This is a genomic window from Enterobacter sp. Tr-810 (assembly GCF_011752765.1).
Classification (GTDB): domain Bacteria; phylum Pseudomonadota; class Gammaproteobacteria; order Enterobacterales; family Enterobacteriaceae; genus Enterobacter; species Enterobacter soli.
The window spans coordinates 363384-378755 of sequence record NZ_VWWW01000004.1 but is presented as its reverse complement, the minus strand read 5'-3'; the positions used below and the strand labels follow the sequence as shown (position 1 = coordinate 378755).

The 15372-nt window shown below is 50.1% G+C and carries 12 protein-coding genes; 6 read left to right on the top strand and 6 right to left on the bottom strand.

All coding sequences use genetic code 11. From position 1 onward, the window contains the following. Positions 1-30 precede the first annotated feature (30 nt). The 5 genes from F3J30_RS14540 to F3J30_RS14520 all read right to left on the bottom strand — a co-directional run bounded on the left by F3J30_RS14540 (position 31) and on the right by F3J30_RS14520 (position 6899). Positions 31-2121, bottom strand: a complete 2091-nt coding sequence (locus F3J30_RS14540) for an SEC-C metal-binding domain-containing protein (RefSeq protein WP_211053260.1) — start codon at positions 2119-2121, stop codon at positions 31-33. A gap of 271 nt (positions 2122-2392) precedes the next feature. Then, positions 2393-2815: a phage polarity suppression protein gene (locus F3J30_RS14535; protein WP_282097533.1), complete on the bottom strand. Its 423-nt coding sequence runs from the start codon at positions 2813-2815 to the stop codon at positions 2393-2395. A 260-nt stretch (positions 2816-3075) separates the two neighbouring features. Then, complete coding sequence (locus F3J30_RS14530) at positions 3076-3618, bottom strand: hypothetical protein (protein ID WP_166717687.1); 543 nt, start codon at positions 3616-3618, stop codon at positions 3076-3078. Positions 3619-3726: 108 nt separating this feature from the next. Further along, entirely contained in the window at positions 3727-6420 is a 2694-nt protein-coding gene (locus F3J30_RS14525; protein WP_166717686.1) for a cation-transporting P-type ATPase, read from the bottom strand. Between the two features lie 47 nt (positions 6421-6467). After that, the gene (locus F3J30_RS14520; RefSeq protein WP_014071422.1) at positions 6468-6899 is read right to left on the bottom strand and encodes a universal stress protein; all 432 of its coding nucleotides are present in this window, start codon (positions 6897-6899) and stop codon (positions 6468-6470) included. Between the two features lie 397 nt (positions 6900-7296). Between F3J30_RS14520 and F3J30_RS14515 the strand changes: the two genes are divergently transcribed. From F3J30_RS14515 to F3J30_RS14505, 3 genes are read left to right on the top strand one after another with little or no spacing between them, the layout of a single operon-like run. Next, positions 7297-8382: an efflux RND transporter periplasmic adaptor subunit gene (locus F3J30_RS14515; protein WP_348771119.1), complete on the top strand. Its 1086-nt coding sequence runs from the start codon at positions 7297-7299 to the stop codon at positions 8380-8382. Then, positions 8382-11444, top strand: coding sequence for an efflux RND transporter permease subunit (locus F3J30_RS14510; RefSeq protein WP_166717685.1), 3063 nt, complete (start codon positions 8382-8384; stop codon positions 11442-11444). Before F3J30_RS14515 ends, F3J30_RS14510 begins: the two co-directional genes overlap by 1 nt. Then, a complete protein-coding gene (locus F3J30_RS14505; RefSeq protein ID WP_166717684.1) occupies positions 11441-12406 on the top strand; it encodes an acyltransferase family protein in 966 nt (321 codons plus the stop codon). Before F3J30_RS14510 ends, F3J30_RS14505 begins: the two co-directional genes overlap by 4 nt. Here the strand turns inward: F3J30_RS14505 and pagP are convergent. After that, positions 12403-12978: a lipid IV(A) palmitoyltransferase PagP gene (pagP, locus tag F3J30_RS14500; RefSeq protein ID WP_166717721.1), complete on the bottom strand. Its 576-nt coding sequence runs from the start codon at positions 12976-12978 to the stop codon at positions 12403-12405. The genes F3J30_RS14505 and pagP overlap by 4 nt on opposite strands. A gap of 258 nt (positions 12979-13236) precedes the next feature. Between pagP and rhaD the strand changes: the two genes are divergently transcribed. The 3 genes from rhaD (at position 13237) to F3J30_RS14485 (ending at position 15276) form a co-directional block, all read left to right on the top strand. Continuing rightward, the gene (gene rhaD, locus F3J30_RS14495; protein ID WP_014071428.1) at positions 13237-14064 is read left to right on the top strand and encodes a rhamnulose-1-phosphate aldolase; all 828 of its coding nucleotides are present in this window, start codon (positions 13237-13239) and stop codon (positions 14062-14064) included. 272 nt (positions 14065-14336) lie between these two features. Continuing rightward, positions 14337-14723, top strand: a complete 387-nt coding sequence (locus F3J30_RS14490) for a hypothetical protein (RefSeq protein ID WP_166717683.1) — start codon at positions 14337-14339, stop codon at positions 14721-14723. A 196-nt stretch (positions 14724-14919) separates the two neighbouring features. Next, complete coding sequence (locus F3J30_RS14485; protein ID WP_014071430.1) at positions 14920-15276, top strand: hypothetical protein; 357 nt, start codon at positions 14920-14922, stop codon at positions 15274-15276. Positions 15277-15372 lie beyond the last annotated feature (96 nt).

Here is a 15372-nt window from a genome sequence, read left to right as displayed (position 1 = left end):
CTAAAGGCGCGTTTTTACACGCCCTTTATTTTAACGTAAACAGCATTTTTTATACTTTTTGCCACTCCCACAGAAACATGGTTCATTTCTCCCAGGACGCTTTGCTTGAGTCATAACACCACCAATTTTGACAAGAGTGTTTTGAAGTCGGCCAGGCTCAATAACGCTTTCAATCTCGGATGAATACTTCCATTCAAAATCCAGCATAACCCCATAATTTACATTATATGTTTTAGGTGTAACATGTATGCCAATCCATTTTTTTACTTTAGTTATGTATTTTCGTTTTAAACAATGCCCGTACAATTGTTTTTCTGCAGCGCCTTTATTATAGTAATTACAATGAACAGTAAAACCAGCATCTCCAATTACAGTAGAAAAATCATGGTGTTTTTCATCTATTGAAGATAAGAAAATTGTTTTTCTGGCAATTTGATTAATATCCTCAATAGAGTCACTATCCAAAGAAAGCAAGAGCAAACCTAGTTCCACTGCCAACTTATGATTTTCAGACTCCAATGATTTAATTATTTTTCTAATAAATCCATCTTGGTGCATTGTTAAAATACCATCAGGAGTCTGTTTACCTGCTATCCCCCTCCTACGGGCTAACATAGCGATATCGAGATCAGCACATATATCGTCATGTAACATGACAAGACCGTATTCTTCATCAATCCATAAATTTTGTTTTAAATGCAAAGAAAAAACTGTTAATTCATGAGAAGAAAACACTCTCATATTATAATTCGACCGACGGTCAATGTAAGATAAAAAATGCAGAGGTGTATCCAAAAACTCCGTCAGAACATCTAAAAGAAAAACATCCATTATGAATGGTGGGTAAATTCCATCGGTAACTGTTGTATTTAAGTACTGACGGGTCTGAAAACTTAAAGCCGGATAATGTTCAGATATAATTGGAACAATATAACATCTTGAAACAGCAGAAATGAGGTTAAACCGTTTGAAACTTTGATCAGCTAAGCTTGCGCCAGATAAAATGAGTTGTGCACAGGATACACCTTGATCATAAGCATCCTGTATCGCACATTTAAAATCTTTTTGAATTGCGTTGTCATTCCCTTTCCGAGCCTCAATAGTCAATTTTTTGGACTTTGCTTGATAAATTATTACTGAATCAGAAAAGGATACAAGCACGTCTATTTCGCCCAGTGTTTCATTGTTATCATTAACAATAAACACATTCTTAAAGACATTCCCCGCACCAAAAACCGAGATCATTTTCCTAAATACATAATCCTCTACAAACTGACCTCGATGCTCTGCAGATATTGACTTGTATTTTTTGTCGTTATTCATCCAAAAAAATGGTGTTTCATATATAGACTGAGCCAAGGAATAAGCGGAAAAACAGAAGTATGTGTTATTCACACATATGATTGGCCTGGCATTATAAACATTAAAACTGCTCATATCACAAAAATTCTCATTAGAGAGTTTTTGTGATGAAAACAAATCAACAATAGCTTTCACCTTACTGCTAATCAAGCCGGTTTCGGTAGCTATTAAATCAATTGAAAGTTCGTAAACCTTCAACAACCCTTCATTAAACACTCCTAAACCACGCCTTAAAAAATTACTAACTTGCCTTCCTATTATTGACTCTATACATCGCCCAACAGAAACCATTTCACTACATGAAAACCCGATACACTCTAGGAACCATGAATTATCCTGAGCATATTTTTCCTCTGCCATATCTAGGTATTGAAAATCGTATGCAGATTCTCCTGAGTAAAAAACACTCTCTTTTATCATCTTATTGTCGTATTCACCATCCCTATCACCAGAATACATGGCACTATGCAAAACAGCCAAAGATGAGTTTACATCTTCGGTCAATTGAGACAATACAGCCTCACCAGGATATGCCATATTAACTTCGGACTTTAATAATAACCCTGCAATAGTAGAAATTTCAGTTCTTATCAATCTTTCTTTTTCGTACAAATGCTGCATATCCGTGGAGGAAAGCTCCTCCTCATAGAAAGTTGTATTATTCATACAACTCAATAACGCTAACACATGAATAAATCCGTCAGAAGAACACAATGATTCCAGTTTGGAAAAAATCTCAGACTCTGATTTTTGTATCATGAATACCCTCTCATATCCTTAATATTATTTATTCAACATAGTTAGTTTTTAAAGCCCCAGTATCATACGCCATTTTAAATTTTAATAAATTGATTCAACGTGCGCGCGCAATGCTCTCCCCGCCCCGCCTGCCCGCTTAATGGGTCGCTTTTAATGCAGGTGCATGGGTGGCCTCAGACCGCGCTGGCGCTGGCGGGGAAGTCAGGGACGTGAGAACGGATGCATGGCTTAATTCGGGAAAAAGAGCGGGATTTACGGTTTTTTTGACGGGCTACAGCGCTGCCAGTTCAGCGCGTTTTCGGACGTAATTCTGGTTTTGCGCAGGTGTGAATTTTTCACGATTATCATCCCGCGAAGCCACGTCAAGTCTGAATCCGATGGCTGTTAAAATGTCATTATCCTGCGCAGAAAAATTAATTTTTTCACCGGCGGCCAGCCAGACATTAAGTGCCTCGCGCAGATAGTCGACCGAGTGCTGCATGGCGCAGTTTCTGACAGCGGGATGCTGGCTGTTATAACCCATTAATTCAGGCGCGAGCGCTGCGGCCAGCCCACCCCCTCTATTGGCAATCACCAGAGTCGACCGATGAAGTCCTGAAAGCCCGCACGGCGCAAGCCCTGCGGGCTTTTTTGTGCCTTCAATTTGTCCCGCAAAGTCTGATGCCAACGAATTAAACCCGAACCTTTCAGCCATTCATAGGAAATTTTCTTTGCCGAAATAGATCGATTAACCTGACATTTAGCATGACATCAAGTAACGAAATTACTACGCGGTAGTCCTACAGGATTATGTAATGATCAGAATGGTATCAGAACGAAACTTCTTCCAATGTGAATCAGCAGGTTATCTTCCTTCTGAATCGAGGGGGAGCTATGCGGGGGAATCGGCGCGTTTAGAAGACAACATAATTTTATGCCCAATAAGCATAGTGCTGAGAGCATTTTCTAAAAATTTCATCTAAAGCTCCACTGTACAGTAATAACAAACACCGAGGGTATTATCAAACCAACATCCATACCAAAATATGATGTGAAATTATACTGAAGCCCATGGTAAATATAAGGTGAGAAACCAACCCCAGTCACTTTTTTAAAGTCATGATAAGAACCATGGTCACCACAATCGCTAAAGGCATCAAAGAAGAACTCACCTACATACCCATATATCCCTTTGAAAACCAGTCCATCGCCAAGATTCGCCCAATCTTTTCTGACTCCAGCAGCTAAGCATCTGTCATTAAAGCTATTATTCATAGTGCCAAGAATATAACTATATTCTGATTGTTCTGAAAATTTTCGCTCTACTGATATAAATTTGTTGTCAAAATGTTCTGTATATTGCCCATGATTATGCGTCAAATGGTAAACATAAGATCCTGTGTTTATCGAATAAAGATTTATGTCATCTGCCTGACAAGTGAATGTCGCTAACCATACCGCCCCGCATAAGTAATGACGTATATCTGGTTTGATTTTATTCTCATGCTTAGTGTTCATGGTTAGGCTCTTAAAGAGTAAATGTTTTACATTTCAAAGAACTTTAAAGTCGTTTGTGATAGCAGGTGGATGTAATGTTTTACATCCACCTGCGTGGTGATATTTGTTTTAGCGTTCCACAACTCTCCATCGCTTCGTTAATTGTTTTTCCACTTCAACAATCAAGAACATAATGAATCCAATACTGAACGTTATAACCCAATACCGGAACGGCAGCGCTTCGGTGCCAAACAGCATCTGCATGAACGGTGCGTAAATGATAAGAATTTGTAGCGCTAACAGTACGCCGCTCACGATCCAAATCCCTTTATTCGCCAGCAGGCCTTTGCTCAGTGAGAAGCCGTCATTCACGCGGCAGTTAAGCATGTAGAACCACTGTGCGGTCACCAGGGTTTGCAGCAGCACGGTACGGATAAATTCAGCTGAGTAACCGCGCGGCTGTAGCCAGGCTTCCAGCACGAAGGCGCTGATGGCAATCATCAGACCGACAAACACCACGCGCCAGATGGCGTAGCCGTCCATAACATGGAGATTCGCCTTACGCGGTGGGCGGTTCATGATGTCCTTCTCGCCTGCTTCAAACGCCAGGCCAAACGACAGCGTTGCCGATGTCGCCATGTTCATCCACAGGATCAGGACCGGCGTCAACGGGATCAGGTTCCCCGCCAGCAGTGCAATGATGATCAACAGAGCCTGTGCGATGTTGCTGGGGATAACGAACAGAATGGTCTTTTTCAGGTTATCGTAAACCCGCCGTCCCTCATGTACCGCACGGGCAATGGTGGCAAAGTTGTCATCCGTTAACACCATGTCGGCGGCTTCCTTGGTGACTTCCGTCCCTTTAATCCCCATGGCGATCCCCACGTCCGCCCGCTTGAGCGCCGGGGCATCATTGACGCCATCCCCGGTCATGCCCACCACTTCCTGTTTACTTTGCAGGGCCTGCACAAGGCGGAATTTATCTTCCGGGCTGGTTCGCGCGAAAATATCGTATTGCTGCGCGGCGTCGCTCAGTTGACGATCGTCCATCGCCTCCAGCTCGCGTCCGGTGATGGCGCTTGCGGCGTTACCAATACCCAACATTTGCCCAATGCTCATTGCCGTTTGCGGGTGGTCGCCGGTGATCATTTTCACGCGGATCCCCGCTTGCAGGCAGTCGGCAATGGCGGTAATGGCCTCCGGACGCGGCGGATCCATCATTCCGGCAATCCCAAGCAGGATCACGCCATCCTGTAGATCTGGATGATCCAGCTCTCGTTGCCCGTCGCGAGCGGGTTTCCAGGCCGCAGCCACCATGCGCAGCCCCTCACGGGCATACTCTTCAATCTTCCCTTCCCAGTAAGGCTGATCGAACGGCTGTAGTCCGTCATTCGTCTGCTGGAACTGACAGAGGCGGAACAGGACGTCCGGCGCGCCGGTAATCAGAATCACCTCTTCATCGCCAAGACGGTACAACGTGGACATGTATTTATACTGCGAATCAAACGGGATTTTACTGCGCATTTCGGTATCGAGCGGTGGAATCGGGATTTTCGCCGCCAGCACCTTCAGCGCGCCCTCGGTCGGCCCCCCGGTGATTTTCCACAGTCCCTGCTCGTCTTTGATCAACTGACTGTCGTTACAGAGGTCAATGGTGCGCAGATAGCGTTCCAGCAACGACCCCTGCGTTACGCTGACGGGCGTCGGGTCATCAACGGGGTGAATATTCCCCACCGGTTCGTAACTATCGCCCTCCACACGATAAGTCGTGTCAGCGGTAATCACCGCTTTGACCGTCATTTCGTTCATGGTCAGGGTGCCGGTTTTATCCGAACAGATCACCGTCATCGCACCCAGCGTTTCCACCGTAGGCAGCTTACGGATTATGGCCTTGCGACGCGCCATAGCCTGTACGCCAAGCGAAAGGATGATGGAAATAATGGCCGGCAGACCTTCCGGCACCGCGGCAACAGCGAGGCTGATGAGCGACAACACCAGCTCGGAAACCGGCATATCCCGGAACAGAAGACTAAAGACAAACAGCACCACCATCATCACCAGGATAGTGATGAAGATGGTCTTACCGAGCTTATCCATCTGCACCATCAGTGGCGTACGGTGTTTTTCGATATCGGACATCATCTGGTTGATATGGCCAAGCTCGGTTTCGCCCCCGGTCGCCACCACCACGCCTTTCCCGCCGCCGGAGCTGACGGTGGTGCCGGAATAGAGCAAGTTATACCGGTCGCCCAGAGGCAATTCCCCGCTTAACGCATCGCTGTTTTTCTCAACAACGGTGGATTCACCAGTCAGAATGGCCTCCTCCACGCGCAGGTTATGCGCTTCAATCACACGCAAATCCGCAGGAATACGATCCCCGGCACGGATCACGACGATGTCCCCCGGGACCAACGTCGTGGTGGGGATCGTTTCATGATTACCTTGTCGAACCACCACGGCTTCGCTGGAGAGCATATTGCGAATACTTTGCAGCGATTTTTCTGCATTGCTCTCCTGGATATGGCCAATCAGCGCGTTAACGATGGCCACCCCGAGGATGACAAACATATCTACCCACTGGCCCATAAAGAGCTTGAGTAGCGCAGCCACCAGCAGAACATAAATCAGCACATCGTTAAAATGGGCCAGGAAGCGCAGCCAGGCGGGCTTGCCCTTTTTCTGCGGTAAAGCATTCTCACCATACTGCTGGAGGCGGGCCGATGCCTCAGTGCTGCTCAGCCCCTCCACGGCGGAGCTGATATTCGCCAGGGTGTCGTCAACAGTTTGTTGATAATAAGGACGTTCAGGTTTTCCTGTTTTCATCGTTCCTTCCTCAGGTTCTTTTCAGAAATCACCTTGCTTTCATGTAATTAACGAATAACAAAAACAGGAACATGTGCGTAACGCACAATACTTGCCGCCTCTGACCCTAACAGATGGGTTTGAATATTGGGATTTCGGGAACCGATAATAATTGCCCCGGCAGCAAGTTCATCCGCAAGCTTAATAACCTCATCGCGAACATTCCCGCTACGGACATGGAGATGAACACGTTCTGCTGGCAGATTCAGTTTTTTGACCAGGTCAGCCAGTTTTTCTTTCGAATTATTAATCATATATTCATCCATCTTGCGCGCATCTGAAATAAAACCACGCGTCAGTTCGGCTGAAAACCTGGGCATGACATGCAGCAAATGAATGTCACCCGATGCGCTTTGCGCCAGAAACTGTGCATGGTGCAACGCTTTATCCGCCAGGCCCGTCTCGTAAACATCCACAGGAACCAGAATATTTTTATACATATCGAGCACCCTTTTTATAACCAACACGGTAGTGAGAGAAGCAATAAAACGCATTAAATGCAGGGGGTTACCCTTAATGCCAGTTACGGAAAAAAGAGATGAGTGATATTAAACGTAGCACAGGAATATCAGGTTTAATGCTTACCCACTGATATTGGTTATTTAACATTTATCTTTTCTCCAACTATGCTCATAGAAAGATGCTCCTTACGGCGCATGGAGGAATGAATGTACGGTTTAAGCCTTTTCCGTCTTGGTTTGTTTATCGCGCTTGCCATTATTGCCAGCACGGCAATTGGCCTATTTACCTATATGGTTGTCACTGTTCTGGCTGAATAGTGTCACTCCCTGCCCTTGCTACGGAATAAATAAAACAGTTATTTATTAGGGGAATACAGTGAACCGCTACCTCTCTCTTTTACCCTTCGTTATGTTAACGCTCACGGCGTGCGACCCGAAACACGAGCAAGCTTCTCCCCTGCCGCGAATGGTAAAAGTGGCGGAGGTGACTGTCCCCGGTCATGCCCAGCAGCGTGTTTTCCCCGCCCGCATAGAGTCGGGTGATGCAACAGATCTTTCCTTCAAGCGCGCAGGTCAAATTGAAGCGCTCGATGTACGTCAGGGTGCCGCCATCAAACAGGGGCAACAGCTTGCCAGACTGAACGCCCGTGAAGCCCAGCAGCGTGTTAACGACAGACAAACGGCAGCGACGCTGGCCCAGCGGCAATTCGATCGCTTCCAGACGCTGGCTGGTCGCCAGGCGATTTCGAAGGCCGAAATGGACGTGCAGCGCGCGAACCGCGATTCGGCGAATGCGGCGTTGCAGATTGCCCGAGAAGAGCTGAATCAGATGACGCTCGTCGCCCCCTTCAGCGGAACGGCGGCCAGCGTGCATGTGCGAAACCATCAGGTGGTGTCTGCCGGTCAACCCATTGCGACCCTGACCCGCACCGACCTGCTGGACGTGGTGTTTAGTATTCCTGAGAACCTGTTCAAAACCTTTGATATCCGTAACGCGCAGTATCGTCCCGTGGTGCGAATTAACGCCTTCCCGGATCGGGAGTTTACCGCTGTCTACAAAGAGCACTCGGGCAGCAGCGACAGCAACACCCTGACCTGGCAGGTCATCCTCACCATGCCGCGCCCTGATGATTTTCCCGCCGTGGGAGGCGTAAGCGGTACGGTGACGATCAATTTAACCAACCTCCCGGCTGGCGCTGGCGCTCAGGCGCTGGTCGTACCGGTTGAGGCAGTCTTTAACCCGGACAACAGCCCACGTAATGAACCGCACGTCTGGGTCGTGGCCGGGGAAGGTGACGCACTCCATCTTGAAGACCGCAAGGTCAGCGTGGGGCAAGTGACCGCAGAGGGTGCGGTGATCACCAGCGGGCTTAAGGCCGGTGAGCGCGTGGTGGCGGCAGGTGTGGGTGAGCTTCATGCTAAGCAGCCGGTGCGTATCTGGACGCGTGAACGGGGACTGTAATGGATATCTCTCGTCAGTTTATCAATAACCCCATTCGCGTCTGGCTGACAATCCTGCTGCTGGGTGTGGGGGGCATTTTCGCCCTGCTCAACATCGGCAGACTGGAAGATCCCGCCTTTACCATCAAAACTGCCGTGGTCATCACCCACTATCCCGGCGCCTCTGCTGAGCAGGTTGAAGAGGAGGTTACGCTGCCGCTGGAGAATGCCCTTCAACAGTTGCCTTATCTGGATAATGTCAGCTCTATCTCTTCAAACGGCCTGTCGCAAATCACCGTGAACATTGCCTCACGCTATCATTCGAACGAACTGCCGCAGATCTGGGACGAACTGCGCCGTCGCGTGGGCGATGCTTCGCGCCAGTTCCCGCCCGGCGTCGTTACGCCCTTTGTAAATGACGATTTCGGCGACGTGTTCGGCTTTTTCTTCGCAATTTCTGGTGATGAATTCAGCAATCCAGAACTGGTGAGATATGCCGAACAGCTGCGTCGCGAACTGATTCTGGTCCCCGGCGTCGGTAAGGTTGCCATCGGTGGGGCCATCAGCCAGCAGGTCAACATCGATATATCACTGACCAAAATGGCCGCGCGCGGCATTACGCTGAACCAGCTTTCCGCCCTGCTCAGCAGGCTTAACGTCGTTTCCAGCGCCGGAGAAATCAGCTCCGGAACAGAATCCATTCGCCTGCATCCGACCGGTGAGTTCGAAAATCTTGACGAGCTGGCAGATCTCATCATCACCCCTTCCGGCACCGGGGCGGCAACGCGGCTGCGGGATATCGCCACGCTATCGCGCGGGCTGAACGAATCGCCGGCCAGTATCTATCATGCCAACGGCAGAAAAGCCGTCACCATGGGCGTCTCGTTTATTCCCGGCGTGAACGTGATTGATGTGGGTCACGCGCTGGAGGCGAAGCTAAACCAGATGTCGGCGGAAAAACCGGCAGGGATACACATCGACCTGTTCTACGATCAGGCCGCCGAAGTGGGCCACTCTGTTAACGGTTTTATTATTAACTTCCTGATGGCGCTGGCGATTGTCATCGGCGTGCTGCTGATCTTTATGGGCGTGCGCAGCGGGATCATCATCGCCTTTTCCCTCGCGCTTAACGTGCTCGGCACGCTGCTGATCATGTATCTGTGGGGCATTGAACTACAGCGCATCTCGCTCGGCGCCCTGATTATCGCCCTCAGTATGCTGGTGGATAATGCCATCGTGATTGTTGAAGGGGTGCTAATTGCGCGTCAGCAGGGCTCCCCGCTGTTGACCGCCATTAACTACATCATCCGTCGCTCCGCCCTGCCGCTGCTGGGGGCGACGGTGATCGCCATCCTGGCGTTTGCGCCTATCGGGCTGTCGCAGGATTCGACCGGGGAATACTGTAAATCCCTGTTCCAGGTACTGCTGATTTCCCTGATGCTGAGTTGGTTTTCGGCGCTCACCATCACGCCGGTGATGATCAAGTGGTGGTTGTTTAAAAACGACAGCGCACCCGAAAAAAGTGACGAGTCAGACCCTTACGACAAACGCCTCTACCGCCTTTACCAGCGCCTGCTGAATACGTTGCTGCACTGGAAAGCACCGACGCTCATCGTGATGGCGGCGTTGCTGGCCGCGTCAGTCTGGGGTTTCGGCGCCGTGCGGCAAAACTTTTTCCCGTCGTCAAATACGCCGATTTTCTTTGTCGACCTCTGGTTACCCTACGGCACCGATATCAAATGGACCGAGAAAATGACCAGTGATATCGAGAAAACCATTAACGGCCAGCCGGGCGTAGAAACCACCGTTTCAACCATTGGCCAGGGCAGTATGCGGTTTATTTTGACCTACAGCGGACAGCGGCAGTACAGCAACTACGCGCAGATCATGGTGCGCATGGATGACCAGCGCAACATCTCCGCACTGACGCGCCACGTCGATGAGTACATCGCCCGAAACTACCCGCAGGTCAATGCCAGTACCAAACGTGTGATGTTTGGCCCCTCCGGCGACAGCGCCATTGAAGTGCGCATCAAGGGCCCCGACCCTGACAGACTCCGTCTGATTGCCAGCCAGGTGGACGATATTCTGGCGCGCGACCCGGCCACCGCAAGCGTAAGAAATGACTGGCAAAACCGCAGCAAGGTGATCCGTCCGCAGTATGTCGCCGCACTGGGACGCGAGCTTGGCGTAGATAAGCAGGACGTCGACAACGCGCTGGAGATGAATTTCTCCGGCAGTCGTGCGGGGCTGTATCGGGAAGGCAGCGACCTGCTCCCGGTCGTGGTACGCCCGCCGGAAAGCGAGCGACTGGACGCAAATCACCTGAACAACGTGCTGGTCTGGAGCCAGGCCCGACAGCAGTATATCCCGCTGAGTAACGTCGTCAGCCGCTTCTCGCTGGAGTGGGAAGATCCACTTATTCTGCGCCGCGACCGCTCGCGGGTGCTGACGGTTCAGACCGACCCCGATTCGCTTAGCCAGCAAACGTCAGGTGACATTCTCGCCCGGGTGAAACCACAGATTGACGCCCTCGCCCTGCCCCACGGCTACAGCATTGAGTGGGGAGGCGATGCAGAAAACTCCAGCGAAGCACAGCAGGGGCTCTTCACCACGCTGCCGATCGGGTTCCTGGTGATGTTTGTCATCACCGTTTTGATGTTCAGCTCGGTGAAAAACGCCGTCGCCATCTGGCTGACCGTGCCTCTGGCGCTGATTGGCGTCACGCCGGGATTCCTGGTAACCGGTATTCCGTTCGGCTTTATGGCGTTGATTGGTCTGCTGAGCCTGAGCGGGATGCTGATCCGCAACGGCATTGTACTGGTGGAAGAGATCGAGCAGCAGAAAGCGCATAAAGACCAGCATGAGGCGATCGTGTATGCCGCCACCTCGCGCCTGCGTCCTATCTTGCTCACCGCATTTACCACCGTTCTGGGGCTGGCGCCGCTGCTGCTGGATGTTTTCTTCCAGAGCATGGCCGTTGTGATTATGTTCGGACTTGGGTTTGCTACAATCCTGACGCTGCTGGTACTTCCCGTGATTTATGCGTGCTTCCATCGTAAGGACAAAGCGGAACAACAATGAATGCGACAGGCCTGAACATTATCAAGACGCTGGGCTGTATGACGGCGGTCACCTTCTTCACCATCTACAATACCTGGGATCATTATGATTATGACTATCACTGGATCCTGGGATTTTTAACCTTTATCTCGACCATTGCCACGCCGCTGTTTTTTGTGGTCTCGGGCTATCTCGACGGCCAGTCCCGGCACGGCACCCGCTGGCAGTTGGGCAAGATTAAAAGCCTGGTGATAGTCTTTCTGTTCTGGATAACGATCTACTACCTGTGGGAACCGTATCAGCGCGGGTATTTAATCCAGCCGTGGTTCGTATTTGCGTTTGTCGTGATTTACACTTTCCATCCGGCGGTGGAGTGGCTCAGCCAGCGGCGCACGCTGTTCTGCGGCGTGATTGCCTGCCTGCTTCTCTTCTCCTACGGGTATGATTTGCTTTCAGCGCTCTATCCGAACGTCCACGTCTTTTCCCTTTCGCCACAGTACCGCCTGTGGACGTGGTTACTGTTTTACCTGACAGGGCAGCTTTTCTGCGATCCCAACATCGCCGAGTGGATAAGCCGCAGGAATGTGGTCAGGGCCGCGGTTATCGCCATCCCGTTTATTTATCTCTTCACCTGGTTTTACGAGCGCCACTTCTTTTTTGCCCTGTTCAAAGCTGACAGAAACGCTTTTATTCTCACGGGCTCGCAAATCTACATTCTGATCATTGCGCTGGTGATCGCGGCGAACGGCGTGCGCTTTCGCCGCAATGCAGAATTCAAAGAATCCATTCTGGCCGCCATCAGCAAAACGATGACCGGCGTGTACATTGTGCACTACTCGGTGTTTCACCTGCTGACGGCGCTATTCCCGGTGACATCCCTCGGTATGAAGTTGACCCTGATCGTGCTCACTTTCATCACCTCGGTACTGTTCTCCATGCTGGTGCTTTCTAACGCCGTAGCAAAAAAGGTAATCACCCTTTAAAAGCCTAAGCGCAACCAGGCAAAGAGCACGTTACCGTTGTTATAGGTTCCGGGAATATAGGTGAACTGGACGGTAACGCGCTTATACCCGGCAGAGAACAGCGGGAAGATAAACGGCAAGGGCACATAGTTTGCAAAATCATCGCGCGCCGTGATCCCCGCAGCGGCACCGAGCCCAAGCCGGAAGTCTTTGGCATTATCCAGATACCAGCCCTTCTCCCAGCCATAGCCCATCGCGGGCTGCCATTCATTGTGCGAGTCTTTGAACATCATCGCGAAAAGCGCGCTCCAGTTGCCCTCTTCGTTATAGCGGGAGACACCCAGCCCGCCGCCCCACGGCATTTCGTTGTATTTGTCCGTTTTTTCTTTGTCGTACATAAAGCGGGCGTGCCAGCTCAAAAATGGCAGGTAGAGATCGTAACGTTGAGGCTGCTCCCAGGTTTGCGAAATATCATCCGTCAGCGCATTCCACCAGCCGCTGATGCGCTGTTCACCATAGACGCCAGGCTCCGCATGAAGCGGCGCGACGAATAAAAACAGGACCATCCAGAATACCGAAAAGGTGCGTTGCATCATTATTCCCTCAGCTTAATTCACGCAGCGGTCACTATTACTGTAAACCATTCAACACTAATTATATCGCCGCTGGTGTAGATGAAATTTATCTCTTCAGCATCTTTGCAGACATTCCGCGCACCAGCCCCCACGTCTTTAAATTTCTGCCAACCCTCCGCCATTTATGGCAAACAGCCAAAGGCGGCACGACGACCATCTCTATATAGTTGTCCTTAACACAACACTAACACCCGCCCGGGTGCAGTAGAGGTAGTCATGCGTAACGTTGAATTGAACGCGGCCGTTCGTGCTGAAATAGAAAAAGTGATCGAAGTCTCCGCCTACCTGTGGCAACGCGAATGGGCAGAGCGTAATGGTGGCAACATCTCGGTAGATTTGACGGATATCTTCGGTGAAGTCCCCTTCAATCTTGACCAGTTCCCGCACTGCCCGCTGTCGATGGTGGGTGGTAGCAGCGCCTTCCCGGCCGACAGCGCTGGTCATATTTTCTTTGTGAAAGGTACCGGGGAACGCATTCGCGAACTGCGCGACCCGACACTCGCAGGTTGTGTGCTGCGTATTGACGACAAAGCACAAGGTTATCACCTGCTGTGGGGCGGTCGCGGTCAGTCTGATTACAAACCCACCAGCGAATTTATCTCTCATGTCGAAATCATCATGGATAAACAGCGCGCTGGCCGTCCTGACCGCTGTGTGGTGCACACGCATCCACTTGAGCTTATCGCCCTTTCCCACCATCCAAAATATGCCCATGACAGCAAAGCCTACACCCAGGCCTGCTGGCAGATGCTCCCGGAAGTGCGCGCCTTCGTTCCGCGCGGTATTGGCATCGTTCCTTACTGTATGCCAGGCAGTCAGGTAATGGCGGATGGCACAACCACACAGCTGCGTCATCACGATGTGGCCATCTGGGAAAAACACGGCGCCGTCGCCACCGGTATTGATGCGTTGCAGGCCTTTGATTTTGTCGATGTCGCCAACAAAGGTGCCAAGCTGCATTTGATGTGTCTTGCAAGCGGCTTTGAGCCTGAAGGCGTAAGCATGAACGATATGCGCGAGCTGGAAGAGACGTTCGGGCTTTAATCCTCCAGCAAGCAACAATGCTGTTCCCCGCAGGCAGTGTAAGAAATACACTGCCTGCGTCGTATTGCCCCCTCCCCTCTATCCGCGTCGCGGTACAAATTACCCGAAGAAATAATCACACAGGTAAATAACAACGCGCCTGAATTACCAAATAATAATAATCTAAAATACTAAATTGATTTATATCAAGGCTCTTTAAAGCAGCAGGTGGAAAATCATCAGCACTAGGAAAATTCTTATCTGATAAATAATGGAACTGGATAGAGAATAATATGGACATTACCCTCCAACACCTTGATTTTTGTGCGCAATCGCTGGCAATTATGGATGAGATTACGCACGATACGCATCTCGCTACTGACCACGGTAAAGAGGCAAAAACGATGCTGAAAACCTACGCAGTATCAACCTCTGCGGCCATGAAACGGCTGAACAAAGTGTTCCTCAAAAAGGGGCAGAAAGTTCACAAAATACGGGATAAACGCGCCCAGGACGTACTGGGTAAATATTGCATAAAAGATATCATGACCGGCGATATTATTTCATTCTCCAGCCAGCTGACCGACTGGTTAAAAGAGGAGTGGCTGCTGGGGTATGAGGAGTTCGTCACCGACGAAATTACCAACATGGATGGATATCAACAATGTACAGGCCAATAGTGGTTGTTCTGTTCATTCTCCTGACGCTCGCGGCCCTGGTCGAAATAGGTTATTTAACACTCGGGTGATCAGGTACTGAAATATCATGCGCGGGAAGTCGCTGACCATTTACAGTTTTTTCCTAAAGCCTTCCCGACATTCATTATGCCATTCTTAATCACGCTCATAATACGAAAACGTTAATTGAGGATGAATGATGAAAAAAACAATTATTGCATTATCTGCCGTTCTGCTGGCTTCTCCTGTTTTTGCCGCGACCACACATGCAACCGACGATACCGTTGCTGCCGCTGCGGCTAATGCCAACGATGCGAAGCAAAAGCTGCACGAAGAGCAGAACAAAGGCGAAGAGCTTAAGCTGAAAAAGCAACATGCCGCTGAAGGTAAGAGCGATAGCTTTTCCAGCAAGGTGAGTGAAGACTCCCAGAAAGCCTGGCATAAAACCAAAGAAGGCACCGAGAAAGGTTGGGATGCAACCAAAGAAGGGGCTGAAAAAGGCTGGAACAAAACCAAAGACGGTGCAGCCGAGCTGGAAAAGAAAGTCACTGAATAATGTCCGGAAAGGTCGCGAAAGCGGCCTTTTTTATTTCCCCGCCCTTTTCCCTTTATCCCGCCAGAAACCGCTACTATTGAAGCGTAAAGACCGCAC

Coding starts and splice junctions, on each gene's coding strand:
- F3J30_RS14540 (WP_211053260.1), bottom strand. CDS start 2,121: ATGATACAAAAATCAGAGTCTGAGATTTTTTCCAAACTGGAATCATTG.
- F3J30_RS14535 (WP_282097533.1), bottom strand. CDS start 2,815: ATGGCTGAAAGGTTCGGGTTTAATTCGTTGGCATCAGACTTTGCGGGA.
- F3J30_RS14530 (WP_166717687.1), bottom strand. CDS start 3,618: ATGAACACTAAGCATGAGAATAAAATCAAACCAGATATACGTCATTAC.
- F3J30_RS14525 (WP_166717686.1), bottom strand. CDS start 6,420: ATGAAAACAGGAAAACCTGAACGTCCTTATTATCAACAAACTGTTGAC.
- F3J30_RS14520 (WP_014071422.1), bottom strand. CDS start 6,899: ATGTATAAAAATATTCTGGTTCCTGTGGATGTTTACGAGACGGGCCTG.
- F3J30_RS14510 (WP_166717685.1), top strand. CDS start 8,382: ATGGATATCTCTCGTCAGTTTATCAATAACCCCATTCGCGTCTGGCTG.
- F3J30_RS14505 (WP_166717684.1), top strand. CDS start 11,441: ATGAATGCGACAGGCCTGAACATTATCAAGACGCTGGGCTGTATGACG.
- pagP (WP_166717721.1), bottom strand. CDS start 12,978: ATGCAACGCACCTTTTCGGTATTCTGGATGGTCCTGTTTTTATTCGTC.
- rhaD (WP_014071428.1), top strand. CDS start 13,237: ATGCGTAACGTTGAATTGAACGCGGCCGTTCGTGCTGAAATAGAAAAA.
- F3J30_RS14490 (WP_166717683.1), top strand. CDS start 14,337: ATGGACATTACCCTCCAACACCTTGATTTTTGTGCGCAATCGCTGGCA.
- F3J30_RS14485 (WP_014071430.1), top strand. CDS start 14,920: ATGAAAAAAACAATTATTGCATTATCTGCCGTTCTGCTGGCTTCTCCT.